At 42.5% G+C, this 12814-nt stretch carries 14 protein-coding genes; 9 read left to right on the forward strand and 5 right to left on the reverse strand.

Features of this window, described 5'->3' with window-relative positions:
• Nucleotides 1-114: 114 nt before the first annotated feature.
• Both GPM24_RS16695 and GPM24_RS16700 read right to left on the reverse strand, forming a co-directional pair.
• Entirely contained in the window at nucleotides 115-1848 is a 1734-nt protein-coding gene (locus GPM24_RS16695; RefSeq protein WP_158828244.1) for an ABC transporter ATP-binding protein, read from the reverse strand.
• A 79-nt stretch (nucleotides 1849-1927) separates the two neighbouring features.
• On the reverse strand, nucleotides 1928-2632 hold the full coding sequence (locus tag GPM24_RS16700) for a 3'-5' exonuclease (RefSeq protein WP_158828245.1): 705 nt from the start codon (nucleotides 2630-2632) through the stop codon (nucleotides 1928-1930).
• Nucleotides 2633-2854: 222 nt separating this feature from the next.
• Between GPM24_RS16700 and GPM24_RS16705 the strand changes: the two genes are divergently transcribed.
• Entirely contained in the window at nucleotides 2855-3580 is a 726-nt protein-coding gene (locus GPM24_RS16705) for a glycosyltransferase family 2 protein (RefSeq protein WP_158828246.1), read from the forward strand.
• A gap of 15 nt (nucleotides 3581-3595) precedes the next feature.
• On the opposite strand, the gene GPM24_RS16710 is transcribed toward GPM24_RS16705, so the two are convergent.
• Nucleotides 3596-4381 (reverse strand): helix-turn-helix domain-containing protein, encoded by a 786-nt coding sequence (locus tag GPM24_RS16710; protein WP_158828247.1) that lies wholly within the window; start codon nucleotides 4379-4381, stop codon nucleotides 3596-3598.
• 130 nt (nucleotides 4382-4511) lie between these two features.
• On the opposite strand from GPM24_RS16710, the gene GPM24_RS16715 reads away from it, so the two are divergent.
• The 4 genes from GPM24_RS16715 to GPM24_RS16730 all read left to right on the forward strand — a co-directional run bounded on the left by GPM24_RS16715 (nucleotide 4512) and on the right by GPM24_RS16730 (nucleotide 9443).
• Nucleotides 4512-5816, forward strand: a complete 1305-nt coding sequence (locus GPM24_RS16715) for a TolC family protein (protein ID WP_233268884.1) — start codon at nucleotides 4512-4514, stop codon at nucleotides 5814-5816.
• Nucleotides 5817-5822: 6 nt separating this feature from the next.
• A complete protein-coding gene (locus tag GPM24_RS16720) occupies nucleotides 5823-6905 on the forward strand; it encodes an HlyD family secretion protein (protein WP_158828249.1) in 1083 nt (360 codons plus the stop codon).
• Nucleotides 6895-8493 carry an MFS transporter gene (locus GPM24_RS16725; protein ID WP_158828250.1) on the forward strand — a complete coding sequence of 533 codons (1599 nt, stop codon included), beginning with the start codon at nucleotides 6895-6897 and terminating at the stop codon, nucleotides 8491-8493. Before GPM24_RS16720 ends, GPM24_RS16725 begins: the two co-directional genes overlap by 11 nt.
• A gap of 83 nt (nucleotides 8494-8576) precedes the next feature.
• Complete coding sequence (locus tag GPM24_RS16730) at nucleotides 8577-9443, forward strand: DMT family transporter (protein ID WP_158828251.1); 867 nt, start codon at nucleotides 8577-8579, stop codon at nucleotides 9441-9443.
• On the opposite strand, the gene GPM24_RS16735 is transcribed toward GPM24_RS16730, so the two are convergent.
• Together GPM24_RS16735 and GPM24_RS16740 are read right to left on the reverse strand one after the other, a co-directional pair.
• The gene (locus GPM24_RS16735; RefSeq protein WP_158828252.1) at nucleotides 9440-9688 is read right to left on the reverse strand and encodes a hypothetical protein; all 249 of its coding nucleotides are present in this window, start codon (nucleotides 9686-9688) and stop codon (nucleotides 9440-9442) included. The genes GPM24_RS16730 and GPM24_RS16735 overlap by 4 nt on opposite strands.
• Complete coding sequence (locus GPM24_RS16740) at nucleotides 9685-10395, reverse strand: DUF3291 domain-containing protein (protein ID WP_158828253.1); 711 nt, start codon at nucleotides 10393-10395, stop codon at nucleotides 9685-9687. The genes GPM24_RS16735 and GPM24_RS16740 overlap by 4 nt, the downstream gene beginning before the upstream one ends.
• A gap of 75 nt (nucleotides 10396-10470) precedes the next feature.
• Here GPM24_RS16740 and GPM24_RS16745 point away from each other — a divergent pair, with 75 nt between their 5' ends.
• From GPM24_RS16745 to GPM24_RS16760, 4 genes are all read left to right on the forward strand, one after another.
• Complete coding sequence (locus tag GPM24_RS16745) at nucleotides 10471-10947, forward strand: free L-methionine (R)-S-oxide reductase MsrC (RefSeq protein ID WP_158828254.1); 477 nt, start codon at nucleotides 10471-10473, stop codon at nucleotides 10945-10947.
• Between the two features lie 203 nt (nucleotides 10948-11150).
• Nucleotides 11151-11606: a hypothetical protein gene (locus tag GPM24_RS16750; RefSeq protein WP_158828255.1), complete on the forward strand. Its 456-nt coding sequence runs from the start codon at nucleotides 11151-11153 to the stop codon at nucleotides 11604-11606.
• Nucleotides 11593-12195, forward strand: a complete 603-nt coding sequence (locus GPM24_RS16755) for a DNA-3-methyladenine glycosylase (RefSeq protein ID WP_158828256.1) — start codon at nucleotides 11593-11595, stop codon at nucleotides 12193-12195. Before GPM24_RS16750 ends, GPM24_RS16755 begins: the two co-directional genes overlap by 14 nt.
• 62 nt (nucleotides 12196-12257) lie before the next feature.
• The gene (locus GPM24_RS16760; protein ID WP_158828257.1) at nucleotides 12258-12764 is read left to right on the forward strand and encodes a pyridoxamine 5'-phosphate oxidase family protein; all 507 of its coding nucleotides are present in this window, start codon (nucleotides 12258-12260) and stop codon (nucleotides 12762-12764) included.
• Nucleotides 12765-12814 lie beyond the last annotated feature (50 nt).

Raw genomic sequence — 12814 nt, forward strand, 5'->3', positions numbered from 1 at the left:
GGGCTAATATACATAACCTAAGCTAATTAAGCCGAGTAATAGCCTGTTTACCTAAGCTTAACAACCGAAGTGCAATTTTATTTTAAATAAAAATAAAGTTTGATAAAGGAGACGTTAACGACTCTTTAGGTCTATTTGAGGAATGGATGCAATAAGTTTCCGGGTGTACGCAGTTTGTGGATGGTTGTACAATTGCTCAGTTGGTGCAATTTCTTCAATTTGCCCTTTATTGATTACCATAATTCTGTCGGATATATGTTTAATCACCGACAAATCATGCGATATGAAAATGTAAGTTAGCCCCAAATCTCTTTGTAGTTTGCGCAGCAAATTTAAAATTTGTGCCTGAACAGATACATCTAGCGCAGATACGGATTCATCACAAATGATGAATTTTGGTTCCAGGGCCAGCGCCCGCGCTATCACAATACGTTGCCTTTGCCCGCCCGAAAACTCGTGCGGATAGCGGTTAAAATGTTCTGGCAGCAAATTTACACGTTCCAGTAATTCCAATGCCTTTTGCCGACGCTGATTGTCATTTTGATGCAGGCCATGTACTTGCATAGGTTCCATCAATTGTTGACCAACGGTAAACCGGGGATTTAAAGACGAGTAAGGATCTTGAAATATAATTTGTATTTGCTTACGCATTTTGCGTAGGTCGGTTGCATTCAACTGCAATAGATTCACACCGTTAAATTCAATTTGGCCTGATGTGGGTTCAATTAGCCGCAGTATGCTACGTCCTAAAGTAGTTTTACCCGAACCTGATTCACCAACCAGGCCCAGCGTTTCGCCCGGATAAACTTCAAAGGTAATGTCATTCACTGCTTTGATATAATGTTTTCCAGATGAAAACCAGCCGGATTTAACCGGAAACCAAGTGCATAAATTTTTAATGTTAAGTATTGGTTGATTGCTGTATATCTGCTGTTTATGTTGATTTATCTCAACCCCGGTGTAAGATTGTTGCACCCTGATATCATCAATGGTAACACCTGTGCTGGTTAATTCATCCCGTTCTCCAACTATTAAGAAGTCGGCCAGTACAGGAAGATTCTTCAACTGATGAGAAGGAGAAGGGCGGCTAGCTAGCAAAGCTTTGGTGTAGGGGTGTTGCGGATGGGTAAATAGCGGTTGAACCGGCCCTTGTTCTATAGCTGCGCCTTTATACATCACCAATACTTCATCTGCAATCTGACTAACTACACCTAAATCATGCGATATAAAAAGCAGACTCATATCACGTTCCTGCTTTATTTTAAGCAGCAGGTCTATGATGGTTTTTTGTACAGTAACATCCAACGCGGTAGTTGGTTCATCAGCAATAAGCAGGTCGGGATCACAACTCAGCGCCATGGCAATCATCACCCGCTGGCGTTGGCCACCGGAGAGTTGGTGTGGGTAGCTGTCAAACATACTTTCCGGTCGCGGAAGCTGCACCTCTTTAAAAAAATTAATTGCCGCCTGGCGCGCAGCAGCTTTGCTTAAACGCTGATGCTGGCGTATGGCTTCTGTAATTTGCTTGCCGCAGGTAATTACCGGATTCAGGGAAGTCATCGGTTCCTGAAAAATCATAGCCATCCGGTTGCCGCGCAAATTCCGCATTTCTTTTTCGGTTAACCTGTACAAGTCATTGCCAGCGAATGTAATTTGGCCATTGATAAGGCTGCGTTGTTCGTCGAGCAAACGCATAATAGCTAAAGCTGTTACCGATTTGCCCGATCCCGACTCGCCTACGATACCCAAGGTTTTACCTTTTGGTAAATTAAACGATATACCTTTTACAGCGTCGAATAACCCGGCTTGTGTTTTGAATTGTATGTGTAAATGATTAACTGAAAGCATAGTGCAGATGCACGCTCAATATAAGTGAAATTTGAAGGTTGATGACAGTGTTTATCGAAAAAGGTTTTAAACTGACAGGTTATTGACTAACAATAGTGATGTTATCGTCTTCCAAAAGTTCATCGCCTTTAAAGCGTTTAAGCAATTGCGCGGTTGTTACTACATCTTTTTGGCAGTATGTGCAAATGCGATCCAACTCGTTGTTAATCCAATAAACGTCGGCAACCATGCTGCCGTCAATATCGTCCTTAGGTGTTGGAATACCAAATATAGCAGCCAATAGGCTAAGCGAGGTGTAATTTTTAAAGTCGCCAAACTTCCACATCTCCATGGTGTCCATGTGGCAAATCTCCCATGGCTTCTTACATGAAATATCTAGTTGCTTAGGCAGCTTAATTCGGTTGATAAGCATCCTTCGGCAGATGTAAGGAAAATCAAATTCTTTGGCGTTGTGGCCTACCAGAATCAATTTTTCGGACATGCCGTTTAATAGGTCTGCAAATTTTTGCAGCAGCGAAGCTTCGTCGTGCGATGCAAATGATTTTACCCGTAAGCCGTGGCTGTTGGTAAATATTCCGGCCGATATGCAGATGATTTTGCCGAACTCAGCCAAAATGCCAGCGCATTTATAAAACTCTTCCGGTGTTTCATCATTCCGCTGACGTTTGGTTTTATCTGCCCAAAGCTTTTGCATAGGTGCAGGCAATTGATCGTAACTGCTGTACTGTGGCACAGTTTCGATATCGATTACCATTACATTTTGAAAATCTAAGTTCTCCAGCATCAGGGGCATCCTCAAAAACAGACGCAAAATAACACAATTTAAACGATTTAATATTAACTAAACGGCAATTTGCCTTTGAACCACATTGAAAATAATCTTAAATACCTTGATTTATGCTTGGAGATGGTGCCATTAGGCAATATATTTTCTTTTTTTAAGTTTGCACTATTAATCGTGAGTGACCTTTATACATTACTGGAAACTCGTTTTCAAGCTCAGCCTATGATCATAACAAAGCTATCTATAGTAATACCGGCCTACAACGAAGGCAGAACCATACATCTGATTTTAGATAAAGTAAAGGCCGTTGAGCTGATCAATAATATCCGTAAAGAAATCATCATTGTTAACGACTGCTCTAAAGATGATACCGAAGATGCCATCGCACTTTATAAAGCATCAAACCCCGATATGGATATCCAGTATTTTAAGCACGAGGTGAATAAAGGTAAAGGGGCTGCTTTACATACCGGGATATCTAAAGCAACAGGAGAGTACCTGATTATTCAGGATGCCGACTTGGAATATGACCCGTATGAATATAACGACTTGCTAAAACCGATTGTAAATGGTTTTGCCGATGTGGTTTATGGGTCGCGCTTTATGGGCAGTAATCCCCACCGCATATTATTCTTTTGGCATACCATTGGTAACCGCTGGCTTACGTTTGCTTCGAACATGTTTTCCAACCTAAATCTTACGGATATGGAAACATGCTATAAACTCTTTAATACCAGAATTATTCAGGGTATTGCTTTAACCGAAAAGCGTTTTGGATTTGAGCCCGAAGTGACCCAAAAAATAGCCCGAGTGCCACGTATACGTATTTATGAAGTGGGTATATCCTATTACGGCCGAACTTATGAAGAAGGTAAAAAGATAGGATGGAAAGATGGTTTCAGGGCTATATACTGTATCCTAAAATATGGCTTGTTTAAAGCAAGATAAACCGGGTCTTTCTTCTTATAAAATTGCTTGCTCAAATTCGGAAGGCCGCATTTGGGTAAGCTGATAAAAGGTGTTACTAAATGCCGATAAGCTGTTGTAACCCGTTGCAAATGCAATCTGGCTTAAAGTTAAATCTGCCTGCAGCATCATTTCAACAGCCTTGACCATGCGTAGCTGTTTAAGGTATTGCAAAAAAGAAATGCTCAACGTAGATTGAAACAGCCGGGATAAAGTGCGCTCGCTTAGTCCAAAGTGTGCACTTACACTTTGTAATGATAACGGCTGGGCAATATTATTATGAAGAAAATTTAATATTGGCCGTATGCGCTCATTTACCGTGGTAGGTAATACAATAGGTAAGTGTCTGGCACCGAGCTGCGGTAAGATTGTTTTTATGGCAACTACAAACGAGAATCCATCGTCCGAAGGTTGAATATCGCCATTCCACTGTTCGGTAAATACAATCATTTCATGTAACAGGCTGGTAATAGGGTATATGCCCATACGGCCATAAAACTCATTGCGCCCGTCATCACTACTATAAAAATACAAGTTGCGTATGGCTGTTGCGGTGTGGCGTACCTGTAAAACATGATTTAGCCTGGCAGGTATCCATATAAAATGCCGGGCCGGTATCACATAAGTATTATCGCCAATCTGCACGTAGGCTATACCGCCTTGTACGTAAGTTAATTGGCCTTTTTTGTGGCTGTGCAACGAAAATTTCCTTTCTACCTTTTCGTGCAGAACATATACCGAATCGGGGTTTTTATCTATTAGTATTAAGTTTTCCTCTCTCATAGTTTCCGTTCGTTGGATTGGCCGGAATAATCAAATTTTAGGCAAGTTAGATAAAATTACCCATAAGCCGGATTGGTAATTTTGTGCATTATTCTTTATGTATTATTCTTTCAAAAAAATACTAATCATATTGAGTCTAATAGCTGCTTGGCAAGCAGGTAGGGCTCAGGTAAGCGCCGTTGCAGCACCTCCGGTGCCACTCACTTTACAACAGGTATGGAATCAGGCCGAGCAATACAACAAAAGCATCCAGATGCAACAGTTGAGTGTTCGGGGCAGCGAAGAGGAAATCAAAGATGCCAAAGCCGAGCGTTTACCCGAAATCACGGCCGCCGGCGAGTATGCTTATGTCAGTAATTTGCCAATGTATGAAAATGGCTTATTCCATACACCAACTCAATATCCCGTGCTGCATACTTATTACCGTTTTGGTGGCGATGCCACATTTAACCTATACGCTGGTAATAAAACCAACCTTAAAATTAAAGAGCAGGAAACCATTAAACACCTCAGGGAAGAGCAAAAGCGGTTGACAGTTTCAGAAATAAAGCTCAGAGCCGCACAGTATTTTTTAGAACTGCGCCGGGGTATGATCTTTAAAGGCCTTATGCAAGCCAACATCGCCGAGCAGGAAAAGCAACTGGATCGTATCCGCGTATTACAAAAGAACGGTGTGGTATTAAAAAGCGATGCTTTACGCGCCGAACTTCAACTATCGCGTCAAAGGCTTACGCTAGAGCAGATTGAAAACGATATAGCCATTGCTAATCAAAAGTTGAATATCGTTATAGGTCAGCCTAATGATGCACCTATTAATCCTCTAACCAGTCAGGACAGTACAGGTTTGGTTGTTAAGTCTTATAGCGACTATTTAACCGAGGCCTTTCAAAAATCGTATCAGAATAAAATATCCGAGCAGGAAACTGAACTGCGGCGTTTACAAGTAAAAGATATAAAAGCAAATGTGTCGCCCCGTTTGGGATTGTTTGCTAACTATGCTTACAGCTATCCGCAAATACAGTTTTATCCGTACGGTGCAACCTTATACGGTTTAGGAATGACCGGTGTAAGGGCTAGTTTTCCGATATCTTCCTTTTATCATAACAAGCATAAAGTAAAAGCATCCGAACTGGAGTACCAGCGGCAGGAACTGGAACATCAGGATACACAGGATATGATTCGCCAGCAGGTGAACGAAGCTTACCTGCGGTATAAAGAGGCGTTGGATCGCATCACGGTTGCTCAAAACAATATCCGTCAGGCGACCGAGAATGCCCGGATTGTTAACAATACTTACTTCAATCAACTATCGCTGGTGACTGATCTGTTGCAATCTAACACCGAGGTGTTGCAAACCCAGTTTGATTTGGCATCAGCGCAGATAGCAGCACAATTGCAGTATTATCAATTACAAAAAGTTATAGGCAACCTCTAATTTAACATGAGCACAACCACTTCTAATCAATACACCCGAACCGACCGGCTCATCACCCGCATAAGCGCATGGATTGCCGGTATTATACTGGTAGCACTTATTGTTTGGGGAGTTATTTCCCTTTGGCAATTGTACCTGTATGAAGAAACTAATGATGCACAGGTAGAAGAATACATCAATCCCATTACCTCGCGCGTAAGCGGATACATCCGCGAAATACGTTATGAGGAAAATCAGGACGTTAAAAAAGGGGATACCTTACTTACCATAGATAACAGTGAGTATCAGTTGCAGCAGGAAGAAGCTGAAGCGGCTTTGTTAAATGCCCAGGCGCAATTGAAAGCGTTGGCCAGCAATGTGCAAACTTCTGCCAATGCATCGCAGGTAAACCAGTCGCAAATTGCTGCAGCCAAAGCGAGGTTGTGGCATCAGCAACAAGAGTACGCTCGTTATAAACGTTTGTACGAGGCTGAATCGGCCACTCAGCAACAGTTGGAAAACGTAGAAACAGCTTTGAACGTAGCGCGTTCAGATTACCAATCTGCGCTGGAAAATTATCAAACTTCATTATCTCGTGTTAACGATACCCGTGTGCAACGGGCTGTTTTAGAGGCGGAGATAAAAAGACGCCAGGCTGTGTTGAACCGTAACAAGCTGGATGTGGGTTACACTATTATCCGGGCACCTTACGATGGTAAAATGGGGCGCCGTACTATACAACAAGGTCAGGCTATACAGGCAGGTCAAACGCTGGCATTTATAGTTGACCAAGAAGCCGGTAAATGGGTGATTGCTAATTTTAAAGAAACACAGGTGCGCCACATGCACATAGGGCAGGCAGCCGAAATTGAAACCGATGCTTTTCCCGGTCGCAAGTTTAAAGGCAGTATTATTTCATTATCACCCGCAACCGGCTCCCGGTTCTCGCTACTGCCGCCGGATAATTCGACCGGCAACTTTGTTAAAATTGTGCAACGCATTCCGGTCCGTATCCGGCTCACTGAAGCTCGTGATGTTATAGACCCGTTGCGCGCCGGTATGAATGCAAATGTAATAGTACGGAAAGAGCAGGTAAACAATGGACAATAAACCGACACCGGTTTTCAGATCGTGGGCGCCCGAATGGTTAATTAGGAGCGTTATCTTGTTGGTGGTGGTGCCTTCTATGGCGTTGTTTGGACTGTCTACCGCAAACGGCGCTTCGGCGGCAGGATACTACGGTATTGAGCCAGCGGATGTGCAATATTCTATGGTAGTTTTTTATGCCGCTGTAGCTAGTTTTTTTGCGTTGGAGCGGCGCTTCTTCAGCTTCATTGCGGTAAGGCAGTATCTGATTATCAGTACCCTTGTTCAAATTATCACTTCGTATATTTGTTATTCTGCACATAACCTGCACGAACTCTTTATTTTTCGTTTTATACAGGGAATGGCGAATTGTGCCTCAACCAGTATATGTATCACGCTGATATTTAACCGGCTGCACAACGAGCGAGCGCGTGAGATAGGTTACTCGGTGTTTTATTGCATATTGCTGATGATATCACCCTTAACTACATTATTGACCGCACCGCTACTGGATGCTTATGATTTCAACGTTTTGTATAAAGGCATCATCTTCTTTTATCTGCCGGGTACAATGTTATTGTTTTTAATCATGAACAACGTACGCCTTAATCGCAAGTTCCCGCTGTATCAGGTTGACTGGGCCAGCTTTGTGATTTATGCGCTCGCGTTGTGCCTTATTGGTTATGTGTTGATTTATGGGCAGCAGTACTACTGGCTTCAAGATACACGTATTGCCGTAAGTGTAGTTGCCATCGTGCTTTTACTAGCACTGCATGTGGTAAGGCAGGCTAAATTAAAAAGGCCGTATTTGTCTTTAGAGGTATTCAAATATAAGAATTATATCATCGGCGCCTTTTTAGTGTTTATTTTATACATCTGCCGCGGTGCGCTAAATATCACATCAGCTTACTTTGCCAGTGCCATGGGGTTAGATCCCATACATTTAGGCTATATATTGGCCGCCAATATGGTGGGCATATTATTAGGCGTAATTGTATCTTCCAGGCTAACGGTGATGAAAAAGCCAATGAGATTAATTTGGCTTTACGGTTTTATGTTACTACTGGTGTTCCATTTATGGATGCGCTTTTTATTTGCCTCGCAAGCTAACCCCGAAACTTATATTATTCCGCTATTGATACAAGGCTTGGGTGCCGGCTTGCTCATGACACCGCTAATACTTTTTATGGTTTCATCCGTTCCGGCAAGTTTGGGCGGCACCGCGTCAGCTACCGGGGTGTTTTTTAGATTTACCGGCTTTTGCAGCAGCATTGCGTTAATTAACTACTTTCAGTTAAGAGAGAGTAGTACGCATTTCAATCGCTTTCAGCAGGAACTGTCCGAAGCGAACCCATTGTTTTTGCAGAGGGTAACGGCTTACCGGCAACTGTTAACCAGTAGGGGAATGGCTCCCGATCAGGCCGCACATTTGGCAAAAGGGTTGCTTAACCGTTCGGTAACTGCACAAGCGCAGCTGCGTTATGCAATGGACTATTATTACTTCATCAGCTGGATACTGGTTATTGTTATCTTCATCATCGCGTTATATCCTTACGTTAGCCGCACTGTTGTTAATGTAAGAGTTAACCAACCGGCACCTGCTTCTTATTAATATAAATCAAATCGCATTATAGCAAACACGGTGGAGATGTTGTTACTTTGTGCCCCTGATTATTATAATCGGCCACTACAGATATGGATATAGCCGAAGGTTTATTTTTCGCCGTCTTTTGGGCATCAGCTACGGTGGCAACTAAGTTTGCTGTAAGGTCTGTCGACCCATTTTTGCTGACCTTACTGCGTTTTTTGCTGGTTGCAGTAATCTTGCAGATTTATACTTATGTGATTAAGAAAAGAGACGCGCGGTTTCCTACATGGAATGAAATGGGCAAGCTGTTCATCTTGGGTGTTTTGAATATTACTGTTTACATGACCGGCTATCTCATCGCCATCAAAAATGTATCAGCCGGACTAATTAGTTTGGTGCAGGCAACTAACCCCTTAATTTTGATTGTCTTATCTGCTATATTCCTTAAGAGAAGGCCAACTACTCAGCAGTGGATAGGTATCGTAATTTGTATAGCCGGTTTGGTGCTGGCTGCCAAACCCAACTTACAGGATAGTCATGCCACGTTAAAGGGATTGATTGCGCTAGTTATAGGTACTACAGCGTTATCGGCCGGAAGTATCTGTTTTTCGAAATTCGAGTTGCCTTTGCCTAAAATGGCAGTCAATACCTGGCAAATTACTTTAGGCGGATTGCTGTTTATACCTATCGTTCTGCTTAACAAGGGCGGTAACTATTTAACGCTCAACCTGAACTTCTGGTTGTCATATGCATGGCTGGTTATACCGGTATCGGTTGTAGCCTATGCCTTATGGTTAAATTTACTGCATAAAGATCCGGTTAAAGCCGGTACTTGGTTGTTCCTTACACCGGTTTTAGGTTACCTCATGGCGGTCATTATTCTGCATGAGAAGGTAACCATTTATGGTGTGGCAGGTGCTATTCTGGTTATAACCGGATTGATGTACTCGCGGCGGAAGGTAAAAATAGCCTAGTAGTTATAACGATGGTAAGCATCTTTAAAGTCTTTACGCATATCTATAAACCGGGCACCTACCGTTTTGTAAAATTCTTCATCCAAAATTTCAAAAACGCTGTTTACGCCGTCAGTTAAATCCATGTCGGGTATTTTATAAATTTGCTCTAACGCGCCCTGCTCAATCTTGATAATGAATTTATTATTCATGTTAAGGATAGACACTTTAAATTCAGCGTGTGGTATTTCGGCAATAATTCTCATTGGGTTTCAAATTTAATAAGTCCTTTTAGCGGATCGGCTCCATTTAGCGTACCCCAGGCGGCAATCGGTTTAAAGCGGGCAAATAGCTCTTCGCTGTACCAATTTTCGCTCCGGGTTTTTTTAATGACTTCTGCATGTTCGCGCGAACGGTAAGCAAACGCTTTTACATCATCTACACTTTCCCAAACCGAAAAGGTAGCCTGCCGGTAAACCGGTGCTTCACCTATGCCAACGGAAGTGATAAACCCATGCGATGAAGCCATGTTTGTAGCAGCTTCGTCTACGTGCGACCAAAAGTTTTTTAAACTGTTAAGATGGATGGTGGCTCTTGTTAGCACAGCAACGGGACCGGTGTAGGCTTGTTTATCGGGCTTGCCAAATGGCTCTTTGCCATCCCATAAGCCATGAGCTTGCAGCGGTTCGGCTAAAATTGTCCAGCTTTCGGTAGTTAGTTTTTTCCACCAACCGGCAATAAAAGAGGTTTTATAGAAGTGGTCAAAATCTTCTCTGGTATCCCAGCAAGCCAGTAATCCCCATTGCTGCCAGTCGGGCGTTAGGTCAAAGCTTCCGCGCCGGCCGCAACCCAATAGTTTCCAAAACGTGCAGCCTTTCTGCAAAGCCAGTGGCAGCCTATGCATAGCCATAGCCAGCAGGGCAAAAGGTACAAAAGCTTTACGGTACCGAACTATGGTTAAGCTGACAATCATTTACAGGCGAAATAAAACATTAAATATGAGATTTGCCTTATTTTGTTTTTGCCAAACGTGTTTACATTTGCTGCTATGGCCGAAGATTTAAAAATATTACAAACTACCGATAAAGCTGCGCAATACCAAGCATTGCTACCGCAGATAGAAGCGTTGATTACCGGTGAAACAGATTTAACAGCAAACTTAGCTAACGTTGCCGCTGCGCTTAAAGAGCAGTTTAAATGGTTTTGGGTAGGTTTTTATCTGGTAAAAAATAATGAATTGGTTTTGGGGCCTTTTCAGGGACCGGTTGCTTGTACTCGCATTGGCATGGGCAAAGGTGTTTGCGGCGCATCATGGCAGCAGCAAAAAACATTAATTGTACCTGATGTAGAAGCATTTCCTGGCCACATAGCCTGTAGCTCGCTTTCTAAATCAGAAATTGTAGTGCCTTTGTTTAAAGATGGTCAAGTGTGTGGTGTGTTGGATGTAGATAGCGAGGAGCTTGATCAGTTTGACGAAACAGATGCTCTGTACCTGGAAGAACTAGTGAAGATGTTACAGCTTTGATGGAAAAGCTATTTCTGATTTCCGGCTTAGGAGCCGACCGGCGTTTGTTTGATAACATTAAACTACCAGGTTATGAATATATTCATGTTGACTGAATTGAACCCCAATCGCAGGATACCATCAGTAGCTATGCTAAAAAGCTGATTGATATTTATCAAATTACGGCGGGCTCCATAGTGGCAGGCGTTTCGTTAGGTGGAATTATGACGGTAGAAATCAGTAGCTTAATTCCTTTACGTAAAGCGATTATTATATCCAGCGTCAAGTCGCCAGCCGAGATACCTAAATACTTTGCTTTCTTTAAAAGAGTGCCGGTTTACAAAATATTGCCGTTAAAATTTTATGTAAACATGGGATGGTTAATTAAACCCATATTTGGTAATATGACCAAGTCAGTATGGCGACTCTTTAAAAGTATGCTGAGTGGTACCTCGCCAACATTTATGAAATGGGCCATGCATGCCGTACTGCACTGGGTGCCTAAACCACTTCCTGGTAAAATTTATCATCTGATGGGAACCCGCGATTTTATTTTTCCGCACAAAAACATTGAAGGTGCAGATTATATTATAAAAGGCGGAACCCATGATATGGTTTATAAAAAAGGAGAGCAGGTAAGTGCTGCTCTTCAAGCTATTCTGACGGATGAAACTGCCTGAGTCTTTCTATTTAAATAACAATGTGATAGAGGTTGCCCGCAATTTGCTCGGCAAGTATCTATTTACCCGAATTGATGGTGAAGTTGCCGGCGGATATATAGTTGAAACAGAAGCTTATAATGGTTCGGTAGATAAGGCTTCACATGCATTTGGTAACCGCCTTACGCAACGTACCGAAACCATGTTCAGGCAGGGTGGCGTGGCTTATGTTTACCTGTGTTATGGCATTCACGAAATGTTGAACGTAGTAACTTCTGTAGAAGGGCAACCCCATGCTGTGTTAATTCGGGCTATCAATCCAACTGTTGGATTAGACATTATGCAGTACCGGCGCAACATGGCTGTGGTTAAGCCAAACATTACCGCCGGACCGGGCTCTGTGGGCAAGGCATTAGGCATAAGCCGAAAGCTAAATGGCATCAGTTACCAAAGTGACGAGCTGTGGATAGAAGACCAAGGTTTGAGTTTTCCGGACGAAGCTGTAACTGCTGGCCAGCGCATTGGCGTGGCTTATGCAGGTGATGATGCATTGTTGCCTTACCGTTTTTATGTGAAGGGAAATGTGTATGTAAGCAAACCTAATCGTTAATTTTTGCAATCAAAAAAGGCCTTTGCGGGTTATATAAAATAATCAGCACAAAAAATGGAGTCATGGATTACGAAAACGATTTAAAAAAATTGGAAAATATTGAGAAGCTGCGCGGCATGATTGATAAATCAAAAACAGCTATGCTAACTACTTACACCCTGGATGGTGGCTTTCATAGCCGGCCGATGGGTACAGCACAACTGGATGTAGATGGCAGTCTTTGGTTTTTTACCAAAGAATTTACACCGAAAGTTGCGGAAGTTTCTCACGAAAATAAAGTGAACGTTACTTATTCTAACGCTTCGGCTGATACCTATATCAGCATTAACGGTAAAGCCCAGTTGGTTGAAGATCGCACCAAAATGCGCGACTTATGGGACCCTTACATACAATCGTTTTTTCCAGACGGATTAGAAGATTTAAATCTCATTTTGTTACGTGTGGATATTACCGATGCGGAGTATTGGGACAATAGCGCCGGAACATTAGCAATAGTGTTCAAATGGATACAATCCAAAATTACCGGTAAAGATTTTGAAGAAGGTGAGCATGACAAGGTGCAGCTTTAATCTTTGTTCATTTACGATTATAAGCAGGCAGCGTAAAGGCTGCCTTTTTT

Origin of the sequence: Mucilaginibacter lacusdianchii (genome assembly GCF_009770985.1) — a bacterium.
Classification (GTDB): Bacteria; Bacteroidota; Bacteroidia; order Sphingobacteriales; family Sphingobacteriaceae; genus Mucilaginibacter; species Mucilaginibacter lacusdianchii.

Excerpts from the sequence above, each read along its gene's own strand:
- GPM24_RS16730 (WP_158828251.1), top strand. The coding sequence starts at position 8,577 with ATGGATATAGCCGAAGGTTTATTTTTCGCCGTCTTTTGGGCATCAGCT.
- GPM24_RS16710 (WP_158828247.1), bottom strand. The coding sequence starts at position 4,381 with ATGAGAGAGGAAAACTTAATACTAATAGATAAAAACCCCGATTCGGTA.
- GPM24_RS16745 (WP_158828254.1), top strand. The coding sequence starts at position 10,471 with ATGGCCGAAGATTTAAAAATATTACAAACTACCGATAAAGCTGCGCAA.
- GPM24_RS16735 (WP_158828252.1), bottom strand. The coding sequence starts at position 9,688 with ATGAGAATTATTGCCGAAATACCACACGCTGAATTTAAAGTGTCTATC.
- GPM24_RS16755 (WP_158828256.1), top strand. The coding sequence starts at position 11,593 with ATGAAACTGCCTGAGTCTTTCTATTTAAATAACAATGTGATAGAGGTT.
- GPM24_RS16740 (WP_158828253.1), bottom strand. The coding sequence starts at position 10,395 with ATGATTGTCAGCTTAACCATAGTTCGGTACCGTAAAGCTTTTGTACCT.
- GPM24_RS16725 (WP_158828250.1), top strand. The coding sequence starts at position 6,895 with ATGGACAATAAACCGACACCGGTTTTCAGATCGTGGGCGCCCGAATGG.
- GPM24_RS16705 (WP_158828246.1), top strand. The coding sequence starts at position 2,855 with ATGATCATAACAAAGCTATCTATAGTAATACCGGCCTACAACGAAGGC.
- GPM24_RS16750 (WP_158828255.1), top strand. The coding sequence starts at position 11,151 with ATGACGGTAGAAATCAGTAGCTTAATTCCTTTACGTAAAGCGATTATT.
- GPM24_RS16720 (WP_158828249.1), top strand. The coding sequence starts at position 5,823 with ATGAGCACAACCACTTCTAATCAATACACCCGAACCGACCGGCTCATC.
- GPM24_RS16695 (WP_158828244.1), bottom strand. The coding sequence starts at position 1,848 with ATGCTTTCAGTTAATCATTTACACATACAATTCAAAACACAAGCCGGG.
- GPM24_RS16700 (WP_158828245.1), bottom strand. The coding sequence starts at position 2,632 with ATGCTGGAGAACTTAGATTTTCAAAATGTAATGGTAATCGATATCGAA.
- GPM24_RS16760 (WP_158828257.1), top strand. The coding sequence starts at position 12,258 with ATGGATTACGAAAACGATTTAAAAAAATTGGAAAATATTGAGAAGCTG.